Annotated in this window: 15 protein-coding genes; all 15 read right to left on the bottom strand. The window is 45.1% G+C overall.

Features of this window, described 5'->3' with window-relative positions; all coding sequences use genetic code 11:
* Window positions 1–414: 414 nt before the first annotated feature.
* The 15 genes from FS818_RS11345 to FS818_RS11415 all read right to left on the bottom strand — a co-directional run bounded on the left by FS818_RS11345 (window position 415) and on the right by FS818_RS11415 (window position 21,958).
* Window positions 415–786 carry a DUF7674 family protein gene (locus tag FS818_RS11345; protein ID WP_090922650.1) on the bottom strand — a complete coding sequence of 124 codons (372 nt, stop codon included), beginning with the start codon at window positions 784–786 and terminating at the stop codon, window positions 415–417.
* Window positions 787–797: 11 nt separating this feature from the next.
* The gene (locus FS818_RS11350; RefSeq protein WP_145331877.1) at window positions 798–1,178 is read right to left on the bottom strand and encodes a hypothetical protein; all 381 of its coding nucleotides are present in this window, start codon (window positions 1,176–1,178) and stop codon (window positions 798–800) included.
* Complete coding sequence (locus FS818_RS11355) at window positions 1,168–5,622, bottom strand: RHS repeat-associated core domain-containing protein (protein ID WP_145331878.1); 4,455 nt, start codon at window positions 5,620–5,622, stop codon at window positions 1,168–1,170. Before FS818_RS11355 ends, FS818_RS11350 begins: the two co-directional genes overlap by 11 nt.
* A 30-nt stretch (window positions 5,623–5,652) precedes the next feature.
* Window positions 5,653–8,958 carry a hypothetical protein gene (locus FS818_RS11360; RefSeq protein ID WP_145331879.1) on the bottom strand — a complete coding sequence of 1,102 codons (3,306 nt, stop codon included), beginning with the start codon at window positions 8,956–8,958 and terminating at the stop codon, window positions 5,653–5,655.
* A 237-nt stretch (window positions 8,959–9,195) separates the two neighbouring features.
* Window positions 9,196–9,948 (bottom strand): peroxide stress protein YaaA, encoded by a 753-nt coding sequence (yaaA, locus tag FS818_RS11365; protein ID WP_145331880.1) that lies wholly within the window; start codon window positions 9,946–9,948, stop codon window positions 9,196–9,198.
* Between the two features lie 109 nt (window positions 9,949–10,057).
* Window positions 10,058–10,345: a DUF3139 domain-containing protein gene (locus tag FS818_RS11370; RefSeq protein ID WP_145331881.1), complete on the bottom strand. Its 288-nt coding sequence runs from the start codon at window positions 10,343–10,345 to the stop codon at window positions 10,058–10,060.
* A gap of 104 nt (window positions 10,346–10,449) precedes the next feature.
* Window positions 10,450–11,634, bottom strand: coding sequence for an MFS transporter (locus FS818_RS11375; protein WP_186375462.1), 1,185 nt, complete (start codon window positions 11,632–11,634; stop codon window positions 10,450–10,452).
* A gap of 52 nt (window positions 11,635–11,686) precedes the next feature.
* Complete coding sequence (locus tag FS818_RS11380; RefSeq protein WP_186375463.1) at window positions 11,687–13,714, bottom strand: iron ABC transporter permease; 2,028 nt, start codon at window positions 13,712–13,714, stop codon at window positions 11,687–11,689.
* Between the two features lie 38 nt (window positions 13,715–13,752).
* The gene (locus tag FS818_RS11385) at window positions 13,753–14,757 is read right to left on the bottom strand and encodes an ABC transporter substrate-binding protein (RefSeq protein ID WP_260989830.1); all 1,005 of its coding nucleotides are present in this window, start codon (window positions 14,755–14,757) and stop codon (window positions 13,753–13,755) included.
* Between the two features lie 192 nt (window positions 14,758–14,949).
* Complete coding sequence (locus FS818_RS11390) at window positions 14,950–15,960, bottom strand: helix-turn-helix transcriptional regulator (RefSeq protein ID WP_145331884.1); 1,011 nt, start codon at window positions 15,958–15,960, stop codon at window positions 14,950–14,952.
* A gap of 241 nt (window positions 15,961–16,201) precedes the next feature.
* Window positions 16,202–17,188 (bottom strand): cell wall hydrolase, encoded by a 987-nt coding sequence (locus FS818_RS29260; protein ID WP_260989831.1) that lies wholly within the window; start codon window positions 17,186–17,188, stop codon window positions 16,202–16,204.
* A gap of 278 nt (window positions 17,189–17,466) precedes the next feature.
* Window positions 17,467–18,684, bottom strand: a complete 1,218-nt coding sequence (locus tag FS818_RS11400; protein ID WP_145331885.1) for an MFS transporter — start codon at window positions 18,682–18,684, stop codon at window positions 17,467–17,469.
* A 162-nt stretch (window positions 18,685–18,846) separates the two neighbouring features.
* Complete coding sequence (locus FS818_RS11405; RefSeq protein ID WP_145331886.1) at window positions 18,847–19,662, bottom strand: carbohydrate ABC transporter permease; 816 nt, start codon at window positions 19,660–19,662, stop codon at window positions 18,847–18,849.
* A 145-nt stretch (window positions 19,663–19,807) separates the two neighbouring features.
* Window positions 19,808–20,680: a carbohydrate ABC transporter permease gene (locus tag FS818_RS11410; RefSeq protein WP_186375464.1), complete on the bottom strand. Its 873-nt coding sequence runs from the start codon at window positions 20,678–20,680 to the stop codon at window positions 19,808–19,810.
* 3 nt (window positions 20,681–20,683) lie between these two features.
* Window positions 20,684–21,958 carry an ABC transporter substrate-binding protein gene (locus FS818_RS11415; protein WP_145331887.1) on the bottom strand — a complete coding sequence of 425 codons (1,275 nt, stop codon included), beginning with the start codon at window positions 21,956–21,958 and terminating at the stop codon, window positions 20,684–20,686.
* Window positions 21,959–21,960 lie beyond the last annotated feature (2 nt).

The raw sequence follows: 21,960 nt of genomic DNA on the forward strand, positions 1-21,960 counted from the left end.
ATACGTATCCTCACCGATGAAACGGGCCCCTGTGCATCCTTTAAACTGTATATCTTTCCGCCAAGTTGTTGAGACAGGGATTTACTAAATTTCTTACAATAATAAAAGGGTCGTGAACAATGTATTCTAAGTATATTTAAATAGTATTTCTATATAAGATCATTTGGAATCTGGATATACTGATCTTTATAACCCTATTACGATATTAAAATTACCATTCTTATCATAAAGCAAGCTATAAACCATTGCTAAAAAAACATGCTTCTCCATTTTAAACCTCAAGCATACTTCAAATCCTCTACTATGACATAAAAAAGAAGGGAATTCCTTGGAATTCCCCAATGATTAAAACTAGTTATAATTTGCAAATCAACAACATAAATCATAATATTTAAGTGAAACTTATACTCTTCTCTATGAAAAATATTTCCCTGAATGCAGATCTTCTATTTCTTGAGACAGCTTTTTAGTATATGGCTTCATATAACGCTTCGCTTGCTCCAAAACATGTATATCACCACCAATATTATACAATATTGTAGTGGATAATACTTGCACAATATAAATTTCCGTTTGAGTAGCCATCCATTCAAAAAAAATGAAAAACTTCTCAATTTGTTTTATATCACTATTTTCACGAAGCAAATCTTCAACATGTTTAGATACTTCATCACCAAAAAACACATGTGCTAGAAACTCTTGATTAAAATCTAAGTGCTCTATATAACAATCATGAAATTCAGGGAACAATTTCAGAAAATGATTTACTAAAATGTCATTTTCCATTTGCCATCCTCCTATTTTGCATTCAAAGCCTTTTTCAAATCATTGTAAATCGCATTTGCAAGAGCATAATCATTCTCATCCAATTTACCAGAAGCCATAATCTTCTGTAGATTTCTTAGTCTCTCTTTAGCTTTATTGATATGATCTGTCTGTCCCAGCGATAAACCATATCTAATTTGTTTCCTAACAAAATCAGCTGTACCACCATTACCTATAAAACCTGGTTTCTCAGGTCTCCATAGCTGATTAATTACCTCTTTTAATTTCGGATTCTGGGCAGAGTCCTTCAGAAGTTCTCCAATATGACCCGTTTTTTTACTAGAGAGTAAAGTTGAAAACTCAATTGCTCTTTCTATTTCCCTACCTGATGATGAGGCAAGTTTATAAAACAACTTTCCACCTTATTACAAACTTAGATATAGGTATAAAGTTAGCAGCAGCAAGGGTTTTACTGAAAGTTGAAGCATTTGCATCACGAATTGTGTTGATATCATCCACAATCATAAAATTCGCTACTGCCATAGATGCTTTTAGCGTACCAGAGTAAAACTCATTCCAGCAAGTTTTTATACCAACATTCGTACAATGATTTATAATCTGACGATTTGTGTAGCCCGTGCCTGTAGGAAAAAGTCTATGCCCACTCGGATCAACATATTTCAAAGGATTGTTGTTAACATAAGAATACAGATTCAGACTCAGTGGATCATTGAGCTCCCCTTCGTACGTATCCTCACCGATGAAACGGGCCATGCCTGGGTCGTACCAGCGAGCTCTCAAGTATTGCAGACCTACGGTGTCATCCCAGTATTCTCCTGCGTAACGAAGTACATTTGGTACCGTTTCTTCTTTGGTTAACGGTCCACCCCAGATGTCGTACGTGTAACTGTTTAGAACTTCGCCTGCATCGTCTACAAGACCAACGACATCACCATGTCCGTTCAACTGGTAGTATTCCAGTTTGCCCGTCTTTTTGTCCTGACGAGCCCATAGCTGACCATACAAATCATAGATATAAACGTAAGTAAGCTCTGCTTTTCCTGATGTTACTACAGCCTCAGCCATCAGTTTGGCTTCTTCGTCATAGTAATACCGAATGGTTTGCTCGCCTTCGGTACGTTCGTACAACAATCCATCGCCGTTATAGCTGTAGTTTACGGTCTTACCTTCTCCAGTAGCTTTAACCATACGATTCTGACTGTCATACGTATACTGTGCATCCTTTAAACCGTATATCTTTCCGCTTCCGGTACTGTATCGGTTACCGTTCTGGTCATAGGTGTACGTTTCTTTTTGCGTGCCCGTTTCAGTCTGAATCCGGCTCAATTCATCATAGGTGTATTGATCCGTTTTTCCGTTTTGGGTACGGGTCGTCATGTTTTTGTTACCGTCGTACTCATAGCTAAACTGTTGAACTGCGGAAGTCCCTTGAGAGATCGTAACCCCTGAAAGGTCATATCCGTTAAATTGGTAGCTTGTACTGAGCCCTTTACCAAATGATAGTTTTTCCAGTAAGCTATTCGGTTTGTAACTGAACGTCATACGATCTACCGGTGTTGTTCCCGATGAAGCAAGAGCAGAAGCTCCTCCTGTTCCCGAGGTAATATCCATGGAAGTAACCCGATTCATCGCATCGAGCTCGCCGTGAATACGCAGGGCTTGTCCCTTTACATCGGTCAACGTGTATCCCAGACGTTGCTGTGTATTATTTTCATAACTCAACTGCGTTCCGTCTGGAAATGTTAATCCGTCCAACATTCCATCTGATTGCTGATAGCTGTACGTCGTTTTGCCATGGTCGTCGGTCATGGAGGTTCTGCGCCCAACAGCATCATACGTATAAGATACGCTCGTATCTGGTGCCTTCATGCTTGTGAGCATGTCGTCACTGTTGTACGTGTATTCGATGACTTTTCCAAGTCGATCCTGCTTTTTGATCAGATTGCTTCGTTTATCATAGTAGTAGCTGGTTGCAGAGCCATCCTGAATAGGTGGAGTCTGTTTAATCAGCCTGCCCAGTTCATCATACTGTTTGGTTACCGTCTGACCATTCGCTGATACGACCTGAGTCGTCTGACCTTGATAGCTGTAGAAATAACGGCTTGTCTCTTGCTTCGGTGTGGTGGCCGTTGCAATTTGACCCATAGCATCATACGTATACGTTGTCCGTTCGCCGTTACCATCAATGGATGCCGTCACATTGCCATCCAGGTCATACTCTTTCTGTTGCAATGGAACGTATGCACCGTTCTGATATTCTTCCATCACTGTCACGCGGCCCAGTACATCTCTTGTTTCACGGGTTTTGTTGCCAGCGGCATCTTCATACGTTACCGCTCGATCTACAGCGTTATACGCTGTGTTAGCTGTGGTCGTATCCGGGTATTGAGTCTTGGTTGTTCGGCCCAACGCATCTACGACGAATCGGGTTACATTTCCTTCAGCATCTTCAACCGCAGTGACATTTCCTTCTCGATCGTAGGCATACTTATAGGTAGCCTCTGCTGTCTGTTCTTCTGCCAAAAGACCTAACGGATTATACCGCTCTTTGGTAATCATACCGTCCGGGGCGGTGTTGGTAATGATATTTCTCACGTCATCATAGGAAGTGACTGATTTGGTGCCATCCGCATGGGTGACTTGAAGAACCCGTCCGGCTTGGTCATACTGATACGTTTCTTCTTCACCGGAAGCATCGGTTACTTTTTTCAGTTCACTGGCACCATTATATTCATATGAATCGATATAAGGAGTTGCTTTCCCTGCAATATCATTGACAATGGTAGATTTCGATTGAACTAGATGTCCCGCATTCGCATCATAACTCAGCGTCACCACGCGGTCTTTAGCCAGATAACCGCCTTTATCCGTTGTCGTGACAACTCTGCCTTTTGCGTCGAGTTTGATTTCGGAGTCAGATAATATCTGTCCTCCGTATCCGTTTTTGGTTACACTACGTAATACAGATCCTTGTCCATTATAAGTCGTTTCTGTGTATCTTTCTAACCTGTCATTAATCTTAGTCGTTGTACGAATGGGTTGGATCCAAAAGTACGGAGACTTCCCGGTTTCATAGGCATAAGTGGATTCTTGTCCCGTACTTTGCTTTTCGGAAGTAACCATTCCATTCGTATCATAAGTCACCGTAGTGGTCAGTTTATCTCCTGTACGACCGTTCTCACTAGTCCATTCGGATTGTTCTGTAGGCAGATTCCGTTTATTTTGGCTATCGTATTTGTACTCCGTGTTATAGACGACACCATCTGCACTTAATTCATGCTTGTCCACCCGGATTAAATCCGGCTGTGCAGCTGCACCGAATGATTTGGAGAATTTCCATGTATCCACCGTATTTCCTGATTTCACTTTGGTCGTCCATGAAGCGGATTGACCGTATGACTCCAGATCCTCTCCAGAGTATTCGAAATTAACTTTGTCCAGATCACCTTCGGCATCGGTTGAACTAAAATGACTTTTACGCTCTCTTACTTTGTATACAAAATGTACGGAAGACGTTCCAACCTGCTTCAAAGCCGGTATGTAGGCATAGTCTGTTATCGCTGAGGATGGGCTCGTAATACGCGACAACAGCGCCGTATGCATCAAACCATGTGCACTCTGATTTTGTTGAAGCTCCGGTAAAAAGTTGAATTTGGATTCCGGATAATAATACGTATAGGTCGTTGTTCGATCCAGCGCATCCGTAAACTCTCTCAGAATACGAATATCTCCGTCCTTACGCTGTGTATAGGTCACTTTCCGATCCGTTCCAGCAAGTTGAACAGTCATTTTCAGATCGCTATACGTAAATGTCAGCGCTTGACCTTCGCTATTTTCGATACGAGAGATAACACGGTTACCATTGGAATTCGTATATTTAAAATTCACCGTGTTTCGGTAGGCATCCGTAATCTGCAGTATTTCTCCCGTTTGTGTAAACAAATACTCGTACCCGTTCCGAATGGACAAACGATAACTGCTGGCTACCCCATCCACCGTTACAGTTGCATCTCTTTGAAGTGAAATATCATTCCATACATAACCTTCTAGTTGCAAATTTGCGTTTAAACGATAATAGCCCACATCTGGAACATAAATGTACTGGTTCTCACCACGTTGTTCCATAAAAGGTAGATCCCAACGCCAGCCCTGCCCAAGGCCTGCAGCTGTTTCTTTACGCGGTGTTACCGCATTAGAATACGTTTGAGTCGCTTCGTCATACTTCACACCAAGCTGTCCATTCGCTCTAGCTGTATCATAAATACGTGTCAGATCGAAGGAAATCAAACCCGGAAGGGACAGATCGACACTTTGAATCGTCATCTCCCCTGTAGCAGTTGAGATGGACTCAGCTCCAAAAGACGTCATATACCGGGATGCTTCATCCCGAAGATCGACATGATCAAGCCCTGTTTGATCCACGGTTGTTCCTGTACCTGGAACTTCATCGTCAACTGCAAGGATTGAAAAGGGTTTGAGCTGAGATGAATCATACGGTGTGGATGAGGAAGGGCGTAGCCCCTCCATGGTAATCGGTTCGCTGATTTCCTGGGTTTGAAGCCAGTTCTCAGCAACCGCACCGCCTGAGCGATCTGTCTGTAACGCCTTATACAACTGATACAAGGAGTAACCTTGATCCAGTTTCGCTCTGATCCATTCCTCTTGAATACCAAACTGCTCTTGTAAACTATGAATTGTAATATAGGTAGCTGAAGGAAGAGAATCTCTTCCTTCTGACGACGATGCCGCCGCAGCCTGCCCTTCATACGCAAAAGAGCCAAGCCCAGTAAAAACTAATATCGCACATAACCAAATCAATGTTATTTTCTTAAACACTTCATCACCTCGACCTAGTATTAATAATCATTAATTAAATGGGAAAATTTTCTTAGTTCTTTTCGTTAAATTACCGTTACGGTCATACTCAAATACAATCTGATCTCCTGTGTACAGCACGACTTTTAGTAGCTGATTCGCATAACCGTATTCATAGCTGTTATCATTGCGGATTCGCATAGTAGCCGCTTTTATATTTCCTTTTATCGTTTTTCCATTCTTCTCACTCAGTTTGAGATAATATGTTTTCCCACCCTGCAGATCCCATTCAAGCACCGTATATTGCTCGCCATACACCTGCTCCTGATCTACTGAAGCAACTAGAGGTATGCTGAGTTCCTTGTCCTCATACAATTCAATCCGCGGCTCAATGGAAAAATCCTCTGATTCTTTTATCGCGATACGATATTTGGCTGAGTTGTACGGGCTGAATCGATAGTAGACATTCCCCTGTTGCACTTTGGGAAGCTCTGTCTCTGTATTCTCATACAAAGTTAAAAACTCAACTTCTACTTGTTTGGCCGTAAAATTGCGGTATGGAGCTACGAATTTCAACGTTTGCCCTGACACATTATGCACCTCAATATCCGATCTTCCAGGTACATGTTGTGGTCCTACTGCATTTTCCCCTTCCTTAACAACGACTTGGTTCTGATTACGGATTACGTAATCGTATACCAATCCTCCTACTTGAGATGTAAAAAGCACGGATGAGAAAGAAGATGTGTTAGAGAACACCGCCGTGGTGTTTGGCTCCAAATTCCGTTTAAGGAGTGCGGGCTCCTGACTGGGACTAGCTGTCACAGGCATGCTATATTGAATCGTTACTGGCTCAGAAGATATTGCAGTCATCACGAGTGTTCCGCCAGCAGGTATTTCCCAAGTATCCAAGTCCGAACCTGCAGTTAGATACAAGAATTTATTAGTTCCTTCGTAAACTACAAAATCAACTATGGAGTTGTTTGTCCCTACCCGATTGATTAGTGCCGTTGTTGAACCCCGATTCGTGAAGACTGCACTCTGTCCCTGCTTCACTGTAATTTCCGTTTCAGGTGACGGTACTTCGTCGTCTTGCCCACGGAAAATACGATAAATCCCTCCATACGTTATCGCTTGCTCGGAAATATTCGTAACGACAACTTTTTTACCACCCGAGACAAGGGGATCAAAAGCAACGGCTGTTCTCTTAGAAGATTCCGTTCCATCTGCATTATAGATGATATAATCAAAGACTCTCTGTTGATTACTAGAAGCATCAGTCCTGACCCTCTTGGAATCTGAACTTATATTTGTAAAGGCATAACTCTCTCCTTTGTTTAACGTTGCACGCAAATAAGCGGGTTCCTGGCTATCTACTACAGAAAAATCATCTGTGTATTCAAATAACACAGGTGTGCTTCCTACGACGGTAACAATCGCTTCTCCGCCAGATGGAATATTAGCGAGAATACCATTGTTATTGAATTTGTCACTATATGCTTTGCCATCTGATTTATATACAACAATGTCATAGAGTGAGGCCACCGACTTCGCATTACTACGGATTGGATTCGAAAGTGAACCTCCGTTATGGAATTTCACCGATTGTCCCGGTTCAACAGTAATTTTACTCAAGGCTTCGTTAGGCCGATCCTCCACATCAAAAATCGTATAAATGGCACCCATCGTAACAGGTTGTGAAGATACACCTGTAATTACGGCTTTGTTCCCATAAAATACTACCGGGGCAGTCGAGGTTGATTTTTTGGTGCTGCGCTCCGTACCATCGGGGTAATAAGTTACATAATCAAATAAACGAGATTTGTTACTCGATGAAGCATCACTGTCGAGATATTCCTGACTTTTACCATAGTTCCAGAATGTCACACTTTCCCCTTGGGTCAACGTTACACGGTGATGGGATGGTTCCAGGCTGTATTCAAAGGAAAAATCATCCGTGTAACTAAACTCAATCGGAACTTGTCCTACAACGGATACAACGGCGTAACCTTGGGATCGAATGATTGGATTGATATTTTTGTTAAAGCCGTCAGAATGCACAACATTTTCCGAGGTATACAAGGTGTAATCAAACACAGCTCCGTTGGCGCTACTCGCATTGTTTTTGATTGGATTGGCTAATGATCCATTGTTCCGGAAAATAACAGATTCGCCAGGATATACGGTCACTCTTGTTATCGCATCTCCGCCAGCTCTCTGAACATCGAAAGTTCTGTATGGCACACCGTACGTCACAGGTGTCGAGGTTACCAGTGTCACCACAGCTGTTCTGCCCGCGGCGATCGTCGGCTTTGTGGTTGAATTGGTCCCGGTCGTACTTTCTGTACCATCGGGAAGATAAACAACGTAATCATGTTTATCTTTAGAGGTTCCATCACTCTGAAGCGCATCCGATTTGGAACTAATATTCGTAAACTGATAACTCTCTCCTTGATTCAAAGTTACTCTTGTATACGCCGGCTCGTCACTCCATTCACCTGTGTATACTTCATAGGGGAAACCAACACTAACGGGCTGTGAACCTGCACCTGTAATAATAACTTCATTTCCTCCAGTAACTGAAGGCTTGCCTGTAGTTTGGAAATTTGAACTTACAAGACTACCATCTTCTTTGTAAACAGCGTAGTCGATCTTCTTATCCTGGGTTGTGGAAGTACCCGCACTTAAAGCTCTTGACTGTGATCCTTCATTGAAGAAGCGGTAACTTTCTCCTTTGGATAAAGTCACTCGGTGCATCGCAGGGTTTGTGGACACACCATAGGAAAATTCCGGTCGAACCGTAACGGTGAAAGGATTTTCCCCGCTTGATGTAATGACGATCGTGTAGCCTGAATTTACCGTTATACTTCCGGTAAAGTCTAAATTATCACCTGAAATACTTCCGTCCGGTCTATAATTGGCATAATCATATGCACTGCCTCTTGAGGTTGATGCATTGATACTTAAACTCCTGGCAACGGTCCCGGTATTGGTGAATGTATATGATTCTCCCGGATTCATGACTAGTGTTTCGTTCGCCAAAGCTACTGCTTGGGTAGTGAACATGTGCTCTCCGTATGTATCATCCGTCACCGTCAACGGGTCTGTTTCCTTCCTATGTTCTTCACCTTCATTCACATCCTCAGGTTCTTCATAGAAATCGGGGTCCCAACCCTCTACATCCGCCTGTCCTATCAACAATGCATCCTCCGCAGAACGGTTAACGTCATCACCCGTGCTCTCGGACGGTATTATTGAGGCTGATGGATCTGAAAGTGCATAACCGCTAGTTGGAAGCATGGTTCCAATAGCAAGCCAGAAAACTAGAAAAATAATAAAGCCTTTTCGTAGATTCATGAAATTTCTTTTCCTCCTTTATATTCATCTTCCAGTTCATCCCTTAAAAGAGATAAAGATGGTCGAATTATAAGTATCGTCATTTTCCTTAATTTGGGTAATAGTTAATTAGTCCTTGATTTTAGGGAGTATTTTCCTTTTAAGGGTATAAATAAAACAAAAAAAGCCGCCAGATGGCGACTCTTAGATAAGATAAAACAGATTGTTGCTCTCTTACATATTAAATAAGTTTCACTACTACTTTTCCTCTGAATAAATAAACACATAAGTACGCTCATCCGACATCTCTTCCGAGAAAACAAACGCTAACCGATCAAATCCTTTAATATCCTGCACATCTGAAATCTTCCGCTCTGCCATATACCGTACCATCTCACCTCTCGCCATTTTGGCGCGGGTTGCCTTCTCCACCATTTTCCCACCAACCATCTGTCCAAATACACAAGTGATAAAACGGGTTTCTTCTTTCAGAAAAGGAGTGATGTTTTTGCTATACTCTTTGGATGCCAGATTGAGAATGCAGTTGCTTTCGGATTGGAGCTGATCAGCCAGCTTGCTGCCCCAGAACTGGTAAAGGGATTTGAACCCCGGCCCTTGCAGCTTGCCCTGCATTTCCAACCGATACGGGGTAACCCCATCCAAAGGACGCAACATGCCATACAACCCGGATAATATGCGCAAATGTTGCTCCAGATACGACAGCTCTTCCTGCTGAAAAACGCCAGGCGCCATATATTGATATTGAATTCCTTCGTAGGCATAGATAGCTGGAGTAAGATTGGCCTTTAGGTTCATATCCCGAATCCGCTCCATGTTCAGTTCCGCGATAGCGTCGTTGCACTTCCAGAGCGTTTTGAGCTCGTCATAGGACAACGTCTGAAGCAGACTCAGGAGTTGCTCTGACTCATTTATGAATTGCGGCATTTGTGCGCTAGCCATTAGATCGGTGTCGACCTTCATCTTTTTGGCTGGTGATATAATAATTCGCATCGTTTCTAATCCATCCTTAATCTACCGTTATTATGTCGTTATTCATTGTACAGGATTAGGCAGATGAATCCAATCGTGAGGCATATTAAGCTAGCGCCTTCATAAAAGTTTACGAATTCGGATCAGGCGCCAGCTGAATCCATTCCTCTTCTCTATAGTAGTAGATATGCTCCTCCGGATTGTCTTTAAATTGGACAACAACAGGATACATCGGCATTTTACTACGGCGAGCTGTGATACTTATAATCGCATGCTCATCTATCCCTTTTTCAACCGTTAAATACGTCCTTAAATTATCCTCAAGTTTCTTCATATCACTCTTGTAGGAGCCATACCAAGCAAAAGAAGCAATCACTATGATTGTGAATACAACACCTATTCCTTTCAGGTATTTCATGTTTTCTCCACCTTAATCCTGCCTGTATTTGTTGCCATGTACTAGAGCGTGTAGCTTGCTTGAGAAAAGCTCTAAATAATCCACCTTACTTTGTTAAACACAGCTCATTCTTCTGCATAACCGGGATAGCTTGATCTTTTTTTCAAAAGGACACAACCCAAAAAGAACGCTGCAAATAAAGTACACAAGATATACGGTATCCCCGGCTGAAGTGAGTATAGCGTCGTTCCAATTACCGGGCCTGCAAAAGAACCCACACCCTGTGCTGCAGATGCAAAAGGGGTGACATCAGCCTGCTCATGCACGCTTACTGCAAGTGAACTTGCACTGATATAACCTGGCAGCGTGAAACCTATACCCACACCTACTATCGCGTAAGCAAGCATGTAATCGGATGGTGCGATGGTAAATAAAAAGAAGCCCAACCCCAGGAAAGCAAGACCCAACAGAAGTAACTTGTCAGGCGGCCATTTGGGGAAACGTCCAATCACTAATTGTACAGCAGCAACGATTAATCCGGCAATAGCAGAAGCAAGACCAATCATGCGAGTTGCCTCCTGTGCCGAGACAGAGAGTTTATCCTGAACGTAGAATCCCAGGGTCACTTGCAAAATAATCATCATGGTGGACAACACCAGACCAATACTTATATACAGCCGAATACGATGATCCCACGGAGACAGCTTCACCTTTCTACGAAGGTTGGAATCTGTTGATTGACCAGGAATCATAAAAGCAAACATGATGAACACAATGATTAAAAGAAACGCAGAAATGTACATCGGAGCAGTGAGACTATACGATGCAAAGATAGCTCCCAAGACGGGTCCAAACACAAAACCCAATCCATTGGCTGCCCCGAAAAGAGCCATGCCGCCTGTTCGTTTTTCTGCTGACGTCCATTGTATCAAGTATTCCTGAGCAATGGCCGGGATGGCTCCGAAGAAAAATCCGGCGAGTGCACGCAGCCCCAAAAACACCCAATATAGAGCACCAGAACGAGTCGTCCCTAGTTGGGCACGATCCGCAATAAAGGCAAATAACGTAATCGCTATCGTGTAACCCAATATCGCGAGTAGAAGCTTGGTCTTTCTGCGCATGGTTGTCCATTTTACCCATAGGAAACTCCCAAGGAACCAACAAAACCCGGTTATAGCAACCAAACTGCCAGACTGTATCTCTGACAAACCAAGATTCCGTGTAAGTGGACCGATAATCAAATTAAAATTGGCTATAGAGATCATTGCGGTCAGTACTGTAATAAAGATAACAAGAAAAGATTTTTTCATAACCATGCCTCACTTCTTAAAGACTCCCTGTGTTCCTCACGCGGAAGCAGGGTTAGATCATTCGTCCTTTTCCACTTTGATACAAGAGATATAACAGATAGGGAGAGCCAATCAGAGCCACCATCAACCCGGATGGAATTTCTTTGGGTAATGCAATCAGCCGGCCAGAAATATCTGCCGCTGTCAAAAGGATCGCTCCAATGATTGCAGCGAGAACGACCATCTTTCGATGCTGTTGACCCGTTAAAAGCCTTGCCGCATGTGGCGCTAGCAATCCCACAAATCCAATGGTCCCTACGGTAGCCACAACCGTTGAAGCCAGAGTTACACCTATCGCGGCAGCGATTAATCTGGACCGCTGGACATGCAGTCCAAGCCCCAACGCAACCCCATCATCGAAAGCCAATAGTTCTACACGTTTACCAAGCCACCATGCTATCGGTAATAATAAGAAACTAGCCAGCACAAGGGGAATGGCATCCGACCACCCTCGCGCATACGTGCTGCCTGCCAACCAGATTAAAGCTGCGGAAAAACTCGTTGTTTTCAAAACAAGGAACTGAATCAGAGCCGTGCCTACGGCAGTAACACTGATGCCTCCCAAGATCAGTATTCCGGGGTTGAATCCACTTCTCCAAGCAATGCCGAAGACAATCATGGCCGCGATTACAGCCCCTATAAAAGCAAAGATCGTCAGCACCCACCCGGGTGCATAAGGCCAAATCACCAATATCGTCAAAACGCCGCTACCCGCACCTGACGTTACACCAATGACAGAGGGATCAGCCAGCGGATTACGAACGGCGCCTTGGATCAGCAGTCCGGCGACGGCAAGAGCTGCTCCGCCAAACAGAGCGGCGGTTAGTCGTGGTAAACGCAAGTTCCATACAATATGCCGCAATTGCTCATCTCCATATCCAAAAATGGCAAGCCACAGCTGCTTTGCAGATAACGCCATACCGCCTGTGCGCATGATTCCATAGAGTAAAAGCAGGAACAGCAGTACTCCCAGTATCGTACAAAGTAATGGGAAAGCGATTTTAGTTTGGATAGTCCTCCCGGACATTCCTGTTTTGGAATGCGTTGCATGCCCTCCAGCTTTGGATTTTCTCATGCGCATAATCATCCATATCAACCATGGCCCACCGATGGCTGCCGTTACAGCTCCAACCGGAAGATTCCCGTATGTGGCCTGAAACGGATATGTCAGAGCGTCGGCACCGAGTAAAATGCCAGCCCCCAACACGGCACTTGCTGGCAGAAGGATGTGGTGTTTCCTGATTCCCATAAGCCGGATCATATGAGGAGCAAGCAGACCTACAAAACCGATCGGTCCTGCCAGGCTCACACTGACCGTTGCCAGTAGAACTGCGATGACAAACATCATTAGTTTGGTTTGTAGAACCCGCTGGCCCAATGAAGCCGCAGATTCCTCGCCAAACCCTAGCAGATCCAGTGATTTCATAAATGAAACAACGAACGCCAAAGCCAAAATAATCCAGGGCCAAGTTGCCTGAACCCCGTTCCAATTATTTTGAGCAAGTGATCCTGACCCCCACGCAAATAGACTCTTGGCATCTTCCAAAAAAAGAATTTGAGCTACGCTCGTAAAGGAAGACAACAACAAGGTGACAATCATACCTGCTAACACAACACGAATGGGCGTTGAACGGGAACCTCCTGCCAAAACATAGACCACAAATACGGCTCCAAATCCTCCTGCAAGAGCAAACACCAGCGGAAAACGCGAGATAAACGCAGGAAATGCTATTGTTCCAACAACCACTGCAAAGTAAGCGCCAGCATTGATGCCTAACGTGCCCGCCGAAGCGAGAGGATTACGAAGAACCGTTTGTAACAAAGCACCTGCTACAGCCAGCGCCGCTCCACAAAGCAGACCCGCAACCGTTCTGGGAAGACGAAATTGCCAGATCATCTGATCGGATGCTGTTCCCTGTCCATACAAGAAGGCTTGCATAACATCAGACAACCCCATGTTTACTTGTCCCTGTGAGAGATTGATCATAAGCATCAAGAGCAAAAACAGGATACAGCCCAGTACAATCCCAAATGTCTTCACGCCCTGCCTACCTGCTAATAAGTTGAAAAGATATCTTCTCATTGCTTCATAAGTGCTTTCACCGTTTCTTGCACAAGCAATTTGGCACTGATTGGCCCGCCGTATCCCCAAATCTGTCTGTCTAATGGATACACACGATTTTGCTTGACAAATTCCAGCCCTTTCCACAAGGCATTCTCCTGAAGCTGTCTCTCCAATCCACCACTTGAATCCGTATTAATATAAATAAATTCTGCCTGTTGCAGATCCGTTAGAGCTTCAACATTTGTCGCTGTCCCACCCAGTTGTTCGAATTTCCCTGAATCGTAAACATTGTTCAAACCGATCTTCTCTAAAATATTTACGCCCTGCGAATTGTCTGTAAAAAGCATGATCGTTGGTCCGGATTGGCCCGGCATTAACTGCGCAAGTACAATTTCCTTGCCCTCTATTCCTGCATCTTTCAATTTTACTTCGGCCTCATCATATACGGTCTGCAACGCTTTAAGCTGCTGTTCGGCTTCTTCCTTCCGACCCACCATGTCCGCAATCGTTCGAAACGTCTCGATCATCTCTTCATACTGATCCTTTCCTTCGGGCGGATAGGGATCAAATACCATGGTGGGAGCAATGTCCTGTAACATTCCATAATTCTTTTTCGCAAAATATACATTGGTAAGGATTAGGTCTGGTTTTAATTCCGCAATCTTTTCGAGATTCGGCTCCTGACGGCCACCCACATCCGTTACGGTTGGACCAAGTGCCGGCTCAATGTTAACAATCGTATTGAACCCTGTTTTGGAAGCAATATCGGCTACACCCACGGGTTGAATGCCTAAAGCGAGCAAATCCTCCGTATAATTAAAATCCAGTGTGACGATTCGTTTGGGCGTACCTTTCAACTCCAATGTTCCCAGCGGATGCGTGAACGTCCGAACCTCATCCGATGAACCTGTCGTACTCTCGTCTGTTGCTGTCTTCTCATTGGAACTGGATGCACAACCAGCCAACAACACCAACGTACTGATCAATACCATGATGGTTGAACCAACCTTAAATCTCATCTTGTATGTCCTCCCTGATTTTGTTTTCCAATGAGAATGATTATCACATGTCAAGGGAGGAGCTTTCTACCTGCTGGGGATTTTTATTCACCTGCAGCGGACTGAACCTGAAAAATGGAGATTCGCTAAATGGGAACGAAAAGACCTCCAAAACCACGAGTGAAGTGGGCTGGAGGTCTTCATTTTGCTTTTTCAAGAAAAGCTTTCATTCTGCTTGTGTCGAGTTTGTTGTATAAATTCGCTCGGATTACAGTTATATTTTTTTCGAAAGGCTGAAGCAAAATTACTAGGGTTGCTATAACCCACTGATACCGAAGCCTCACATACCTTCATCTGATTGGTTTCAAGTAGCCAGGCCGCTTTTTGGAGACGTTGATCACGCACCAGGTCGAAGATCGTCATGCCGAACAATTCACGGAAACCTTTCTTCAGCTTCGTCGTGCTTAGCCCAACGGTTTTGGATAATGCCTGAATGGAGAGAGGTTGTTCCAAATGGTTTACAATCACTTGCCGAGCCAGATGTAACTTCTCCAGATCATTTCTGCTCTGAATCGGGATGGTCCTATCAGGTGAATTCCACTCTTCCTGCTCGTTCATGAATAGCAGAATCAGCTCCAACGTCTTACTTTCTATGAATAAACGCTTCATTGCTCCTGTATAGCTGCATGCCAGCATTTCATATACGATCTTTTGGGTCATTGGATTCAAGCGATGATGGCGAATGGTATTTCGATAGTGTTGAATCATCCGTTCCAGCCTGCTGTGTTCCGTTGGTGTCTCGAAATAGTCAACTAATACCTTGGGATCGAGTCTCACTTTTACCCCATAGCTCTTAGTCACAGCGCTTGTCTCTATATATACCTTCGTACGATCTGTAAAAAATACCGTATGTCCCGGAGAATCGGATGTCGTGGTAGGTGTACTGTTCCATTCACAATATCCTTCTCCGCTTAGCCGATAGGCAAGACCCAAAACCTGACAATCCTGATCAATGCGTAGCTTCAGATTCTCCCGTAATACGAGGTTTTCAATGAGTACCTCCATACCTGGTCGGATCATCATACGCATAATAGATCCATGACCCAACCTTTCCGGCAGCTTTAATTGCTGCTCCCACCCTCTCAAAGACAACTGGCTATCCATACCTTCAGATAAATGATCCATATATTGATGAACATCTGTTAATTGGAATTGATGTAACATAGGAGAACCCCTCTTTCACGATGAATATCGAGAACCATTCTCACTATATACGATAAAACATACCTTCTCAAGATAGGTAACACAAAAAAAGCGAAGTGAACACTTCGCTGAAATGGACCCCGAACAAATACCTGCAGATGAGCAGTGTACAGCCAGAGTCCCTTGTTGTATCAAAAATCTACTATTGCCCTATCTATCACCTAATCAGCCACTTCATACAAGCCCACCTTATCCAGTAAACTTATCTCGTAAAATCATGCTGCCCAATCGTCAGCAGTGTCGGTCTGCTCTTGCTCCACTCGGACGTGGCAATTTTCGGATTGTAATAAAATAGCGCGCCATGCGTTGGGTCGACACCGTTGAGAGCTTGGCGTGCAGCCTTGAACGAGGTTGCAGTTGGCTTCAGATTAAATTGACCATCGTCTACCGCTGTGAACTGGCCTTTCTGGAAAATGACTTCGGAGATCGATGACGGGAACTCTCCCGATTGTACCCGGTTTAAGACAACTGCTCCTACAGCAACTTGTCCTTCAAAAGATTCCCCACGCGCTTCCCCATGGATCAGCTTCGCCAGTTGACGCAGCGTTTCACCTTCGGCTTTGACTTTTTGGTTTAGCCTGTTCAGCGTCACAGGCCCTGCTACACCATCGGCGCTTAGTCCCTGCGCTTGTTGGAACTCGCGAACGGCGCTCTTGGTAATCGTACCATAATAACCTGTCACTCCAGCGTCAAAATATCCTAACTCGTTCAGCTGCTCTTGCAATTGCACCACATGTTCACTGCGAATGCCTTGCTCCAATTTTTGTGCCCCAGCCGAAGGCGCGGCAACGGTAAGTCCCAGCGTCATGGCACAGGCACCAAGAAGCATACTGAATCGGCCTGCTCTTTTGTTCGTCTTTCTCCCCCTGCGATGGGTGACTTTACGACTGACGGTGATAGGAGCTAGCTCAATCACATCGCTTCCCGTGTAACCGCTGTGCATCCCACTCTCTTTAATGCTCTCGGTATAGCCATAAATCACATTCACCCCGGCGGCATCATCTATTCGTACCATTTCGTACACGCTATGCTCTTCATTCGCCATATGCTTTTCATTCCATTTTATCTTCTCATCAATGATACCTTCTGAATTTATTTCCTTGATACTTTCTGTATTCATTTGATTCTTTTCTCGCAATACATTCATTACCAACGTCTGATCCATCTCAAATCTATTCTTATTCGTCATTTCATTAACCCTCCATTTTTCTGAATCCAGTTATACGGCTTCCCCCTGAATCCTCTCGGATGGACATCCCGAGTGTCATTATAGGATATCGAAAATAACACGTCTATCGGACCGATGGAGCATGAAAAAATGAGTCCTGCACATATCAAAAAGAGGCATGAGCCCATGGTCGTATCAGGGTCATACCTCTTCTTATATCAACCTTGTTCCGCTTGTCCAGCCGCCATTTTCGTAGGCAAACAGACCCCCACAAAAGTTGCGCTAAAATTTTGTAACGATTATTCGGCGAGTTCCTGCCCTTTCGTTTCCCGACCCCAGAATAGCACGGCAGCTGCTCCAATGAGAATGGTCACGAAGAAAATCGTGAAAATCAGGCTGATCGGAACCGCCCGCTGAACAAGCATACCTACCATAAATGGTGCAAGTACGCCGCCGATCCGACCAACCGATGTAGCTAGTCCAACGCCTGTGGAACGAACCGAAGTCGGATACAATTCAGGGCTGTATGCGTACAATCCGCCCCAGGCTCCAAGGTTGAAGAACGATAAGCAGATTCCGGCGGCCAAAATAGTCGCTTCGGTTGTAGCCAGTCCAAAGGCAATCGCACTGAACGCAGTCAAAGTAAGGTAAACGACCAGTACAAACTTCCGGCCAAATCGTTCAATGAAATACGCAGCAGTAAAATAACCTGGTAGTTGTGCAATCGTCATGATCAGCACATACTGGAAACTTTTGACCAATGTAAAACCTTTCGCCATCACAACCGAAGGCAACCACAAGAACATGCCATAATACGAGAAAATAACAGTAAACCACAAAATCCATAGCATTAATGTGGTCCGGCGATGCGGTGCAGACCAGACGGTCGCAACCTTCTCGCGGAACGTGGTTTTATGCAATTTCGTGTGATTCTTGTACCGCGGAGGATCTTGGATGGCACGACGTAAATACAGCGCGTAGAACGCCGGAAGTGCTCCGATGGCAAATGCAATTCTCCACCCATACTCAGGGATGACAAAATTGGCAATCAGCGCCGATACAATCCAGCCCCCTGCCCAGAAGCTTTCCAATAACACAACCGCACGTCCACGTTCCGCTGTAGGCATCGATTCCGATACCAGCGTAGATGCTACGGGCAACTCGCCACCAAGGCCAATCCCTGCAACGAGACGCAGTGCGCACAAGACCGCAAAACCAGTAGCGAGTGCTGATAGACCGCTTGCAATGGTAAAGATCAGCAACGTCCACATTAGAATCGCTTTTCGTCCAAAACGGTCTGCAAGAGCACCTGCAAGCAAGGCACCCAGTGCCATCCCGATAGAGTTGATACTTGTAAGCACCCCAACTTGTCCGGGACTAAGACTCCACTCCTTCGCGAGTGCAGCTACGATAAAGGAGATCATGCCGACCTCCATCGCATCAAACAGCCAGCTCATACCGGCACTGAACAGCAGCTTGCGCTGCTTGGGGTTCCGCAACACTTCCAATTTACTCATCAGATTATAGCTCCCTTGATCTCTATGTAGTCATTCTGACACTAAACCATTATTATGCAGAATGAACCAGAAATCAATGCAAAATACGAGGTGACGCCAATTTACAACAAATATAAAACGAACTCGATTTTGCGAATGATCTTTCAGTCGTCTTCTCGTCCCTCAGCCTTTAAGGGAACCTGCAGTCAGACCTGCGACAAAATAACGTTGAAGCAGCAGGAACAGCACAATCATCGGGATCGCTGTCACTAGGACACCAGTCAGCATCATCGGGTAATTCGTCACGTACTCCCCGCGGAATTGCATCAGGGCAAGTGGCAAGGTCAGTTTGGACTTGCTAGTGAGCATAAGCATCGGAATAAGCAAGTCATTCCAGACCATCACCAGCAGGAACGTTGCGGTTGCTGCCAGTGAAGGTGCCGCCAGAGGCAGAGCAATCCGGGTAAAGAGTCTCCACTCGTTTGCCCCATCCATACTACCTGCTTCCAAAATTTCTGAATTTAACATACGCATGAAACCCGTCAGCATGAACACGGAAACAGGCATCAACATCGCAGCGGATACGATAATCAAGCCAGTCAGACTATCCGACCAGCCGAGCGTACGTGTAAGGGAATAGATCGGCAACATGCTGACCTGAGACGGCACGATCAAACCTGCTACAAATAGGGCAAACACAATTTTGCCTACGCTACCACCCCAGCGGACAATGGCATAAGCAATCATGCTACTGAGTAGCAGCTCAATCGCCACTGTTCCCAGTGTTACAATCATACTGTTCCCGAAATATTGCCACATCGGCTGATTACGGAACAACCCCGTCACATTATCCCACGTAAACGGGTCCGGCCAGCTGAACGGACTGGTGAAGAAGTTGCTGCTTGTTTTGAACGAAGATACAAATACGAAATACAGCGGTACAAGGATCAGCAGTGCGTACACAAACAGAATTAGTCGATTGAACCATTTTAAAACCATATAAAATCCCTCCTTCCTCTCAACCTCACACTTATAACGAATCTCTGCATTCAACATCAACATTAATATCAACTAATTCATATTCTCCGAACACAGCTCTCGATTTTCAACCATGGTCTCACGAAAAGAAGTAATCATCCATCCGTTAATAGCTCACCCGGTCGGCACGTAGTGCTTTGAACTGTAATAACGTCAGTAGCGCGAGCAGCACCAGGAAGATCATCGAACCTGCAGATGCCAGACCAAACGAGTAGCTGCCAAAGGCTGTATGATAGATATATGTGGTCAAAATTTCAGTGGCATAGTTCGGACCTCCGTCCGTCATTGTGAAAATAAGATCAAAGGCCTTAAACGACTGGATGGTCGTATAGGCTACCACAATCGTTGCCGATGGAGCCAGCAGCGGCCAGGTCACGGTGCGGAATACCTGCCATTTGCTCCCGCCGTCCATACGTGCCGCTTCGTACAGTTCTGCTGGAATGCCTTGCAGACCTGCGATGAACACAATCATCATCTGTCCTGCGTGAGCCCAAACCTGCACCGCAGCGATAGAGAAAATCGCAATCTTCGGATCACCGATCCAGTTACGAGCGATGCTACTCATACCCGCCTCGTTTAACCCATAATTGATCAGTCCAATGGACGGGTCATACATGAACGCCCAGATCAGACCAACGGATACCGACGACAGAATCGCTGGTAGGAAATACAGCGCCCGAAGTACCACTTTTGTCTTGGTATTGCGTACCAGCAGCAGGGCTAGAACAAGTGAAATAAAAGTTTGTGCGATGACAACGGTTAACATAAACTCCACGTTATTGCCGAAGGCTTTGCGAAATACGATGCTGCTGAGACTGTCCTTGTAATTATCCAGCCCTACAAATGCATACGACGGGGATACCCCGTCCCAATCCGTAAAGGAGTAGAACAGCCCCGTCAATGTAGGAAATACGAACAATCCAACGTACAGCAGCAATCCGGGTAACAGAAACAGGGATAGCTGAATACGGTTTTTCATCGTTTATTTCCCGATATGCTGATCAATGATTGCTTGTGCTTGCTGTGCGGCCTCTTCTGGTGAAGTGCCGCTCAGTACAGCCTGAATGGAATTGGTTACCGCCTTCTGGTTGTCTCCGTTCAGGATGGTAAACCGTGGCTGGAACACGGTCTTTTTGTTCGCCCATTCTCCGGCAACCTGAAGCTCAGGTGTATCATACTTCACGTCATTTACCGTTACATTCTGTCCTGTCTGGTTGGCGTATGCGCCAGCTACATCCGGTTTGCTCAGGAATTCAAGGAATTTCTTCGCTTCTTCCGGGTGTTTCGATTTGCTGTTTACCGCAAGCATGAATGTGGTGGTGTGCACTCCCTCATATTTCGCCTGATCGGCACTTACCGTAATCGGCGCAAGTAATTTTTGCTCCAGATTCGGATTTTGTTGTTTGTTCTGAGCAAGTTGATACGATCCACTTGCAAGCATCGCTGCTTTCTCTTGGATAAACAGTGCTCCTGCTGCCGGGTCTTTCGTACCCAGTGCATTTTGCTGGAAGTATCCTTTATCGTTCAGTTCCTTGATTTGCGTCAACGTTTTCACCCAGAACTCATCTGTCAGTTTGGCTTCGCCTGCTTCAACTTTGGTAAAAATGTCGTCACTCGGTGCATTGTTCATCACCATCGTATTCATAAATTGACCCGGACCAATGTCCGCTCCGGCAAAGGCAATCGGAATGATGCCATTGTCTTTCAGCTTCTGGCAAAGAGCGAGAAACCCTTCCCAATCCTTCGGTGGGGTCAGGCCATACTTTTCAAACAGTTTCACATTATAGATCGGGTCGTTATATACAAGCTGGTATGGAATCGCATATTGCTTGCCATCCTTCTGCCCTGCTTCGATCAGTTTGGGATTGTACGCCGACAGGAAGGATGATCCGGTCAGATCCGTGAATAATCCGGCTTTGCTGAATGCTTGGAACTGGGCGCCCGGGAAAGATGCAAACACATCGCCCGTAGAGCCGTCACTGATTTTGGATTGCACGGTGGATTGGTACTGATCCGAAGGCAGCGTCTGCATCTCCACATGGATGTTCGGATTTTCTTTTTCAAACGCGTCAATCGTTTTGTTGAATGCTTCGGAATCCTCGCCGCGCCAGTGCATGAAGCTAATGGTCACTTTGCCTGAACCTGAGGAACCGTTCTCTCCGGATGATGCGTTATTTCCACCGCCGCAAGCGGACAGCAGGATGGACATCACCAGCATACTGACAAGCGGCAGAATCATTTTTTTATTTTTTTTCATGA

Origin of the sequence: Paenibacillus xylanexedens, from assembly GCF_007680605.1 — a bacterium.
In the GTDB taxonomy this organism is placed as follows: Bacteria; Bacillota; Bacilli; order Paenibacillales; family Paenibacillaceae; genus Paenibacillus; species Paenibacillus xylanexedens_B.

Coding starts and splice junctions, on each gene's coding strand:
- FS818_RS11405 (WP_145331886.1), bottom strand. CDS start 19,662: ATGGTTTTAAAATGGTTCAATCGACTAATTCTGTTTGTGTACGCACTG.
- FS818_RS29260 (WP_260989831.1), bottom strand. CDS start 17,188: ATGACGAATAAGAATAGATTTGAGATGGATCAGACGTTGGTAATGAAT.
- FS818_RS11375 (WP_186375462.1), bottom strand. CDS start 11,634: ATGAAAAAATCTTTTCTTGTTATCTTTATTACAGTACTGACCGCAATG.
- FS818_RS11400 (WP_145331885.1), bottom strand. CDS start 18,684: ATGAGTAAATTGGAAGTGTTGCGGAACCCCAAGCAGCGCAAGCTGCTG.
- FS818_RS11370 (WP_145331881.1), bottom strand. CDS start 10,345: ATGAAATACCTGAAAGGAATAGGTGTTGTATTCACAATCATAGTGATT.
- yaaA (WP_145331880.1), bottom strand. CDS start 9,948: ATGCGAATTATTATATCACCAGCCAAAAAGATGAAGGTCGACACCGAT.
- FS818_RS11415 (WP_145331887.1), bottom strand. CDS start 21,958: ATGAAAAAAAATAAAAAAATGATTCTGCCGCTTGTCAGTATGCTGGTG.
- FS818_RS11410 (WP_186375464.1), bottom strand. CDS start 20,680: ATGAAAAACCGTATTCAGCTATCCCTGTTTCTGTTACCCGGATTGCTG.
- FS818_RS11345 (WP_090922650.1), bottom strand. CDS start 786: ATGGAAAATGACATTTTAGTAAATCATTTTCTGAAATTGTTCCCTGAA.
- FS818_RS11390 (WP_145331884.1), bottom strand. CDS start 15,960: ATGTTACATCAATTCCAATTAACAGATGTTCATCAATATATGGATCAT.
- FS818_RS11385 (WP_260989830.1), bottom strand. CDS start 14,757: ATGAGATTTAAGGTTGGTTCAACCATCATGGTATTGATCAGTACGTTG.
- FS818_RS11360 (WP_145331879.1), bottom strand. CDS start 8,958: ATGAATCTACGAAAAGGCTTTATTATTTTTCTAGTTTTCTGGCTTGCT.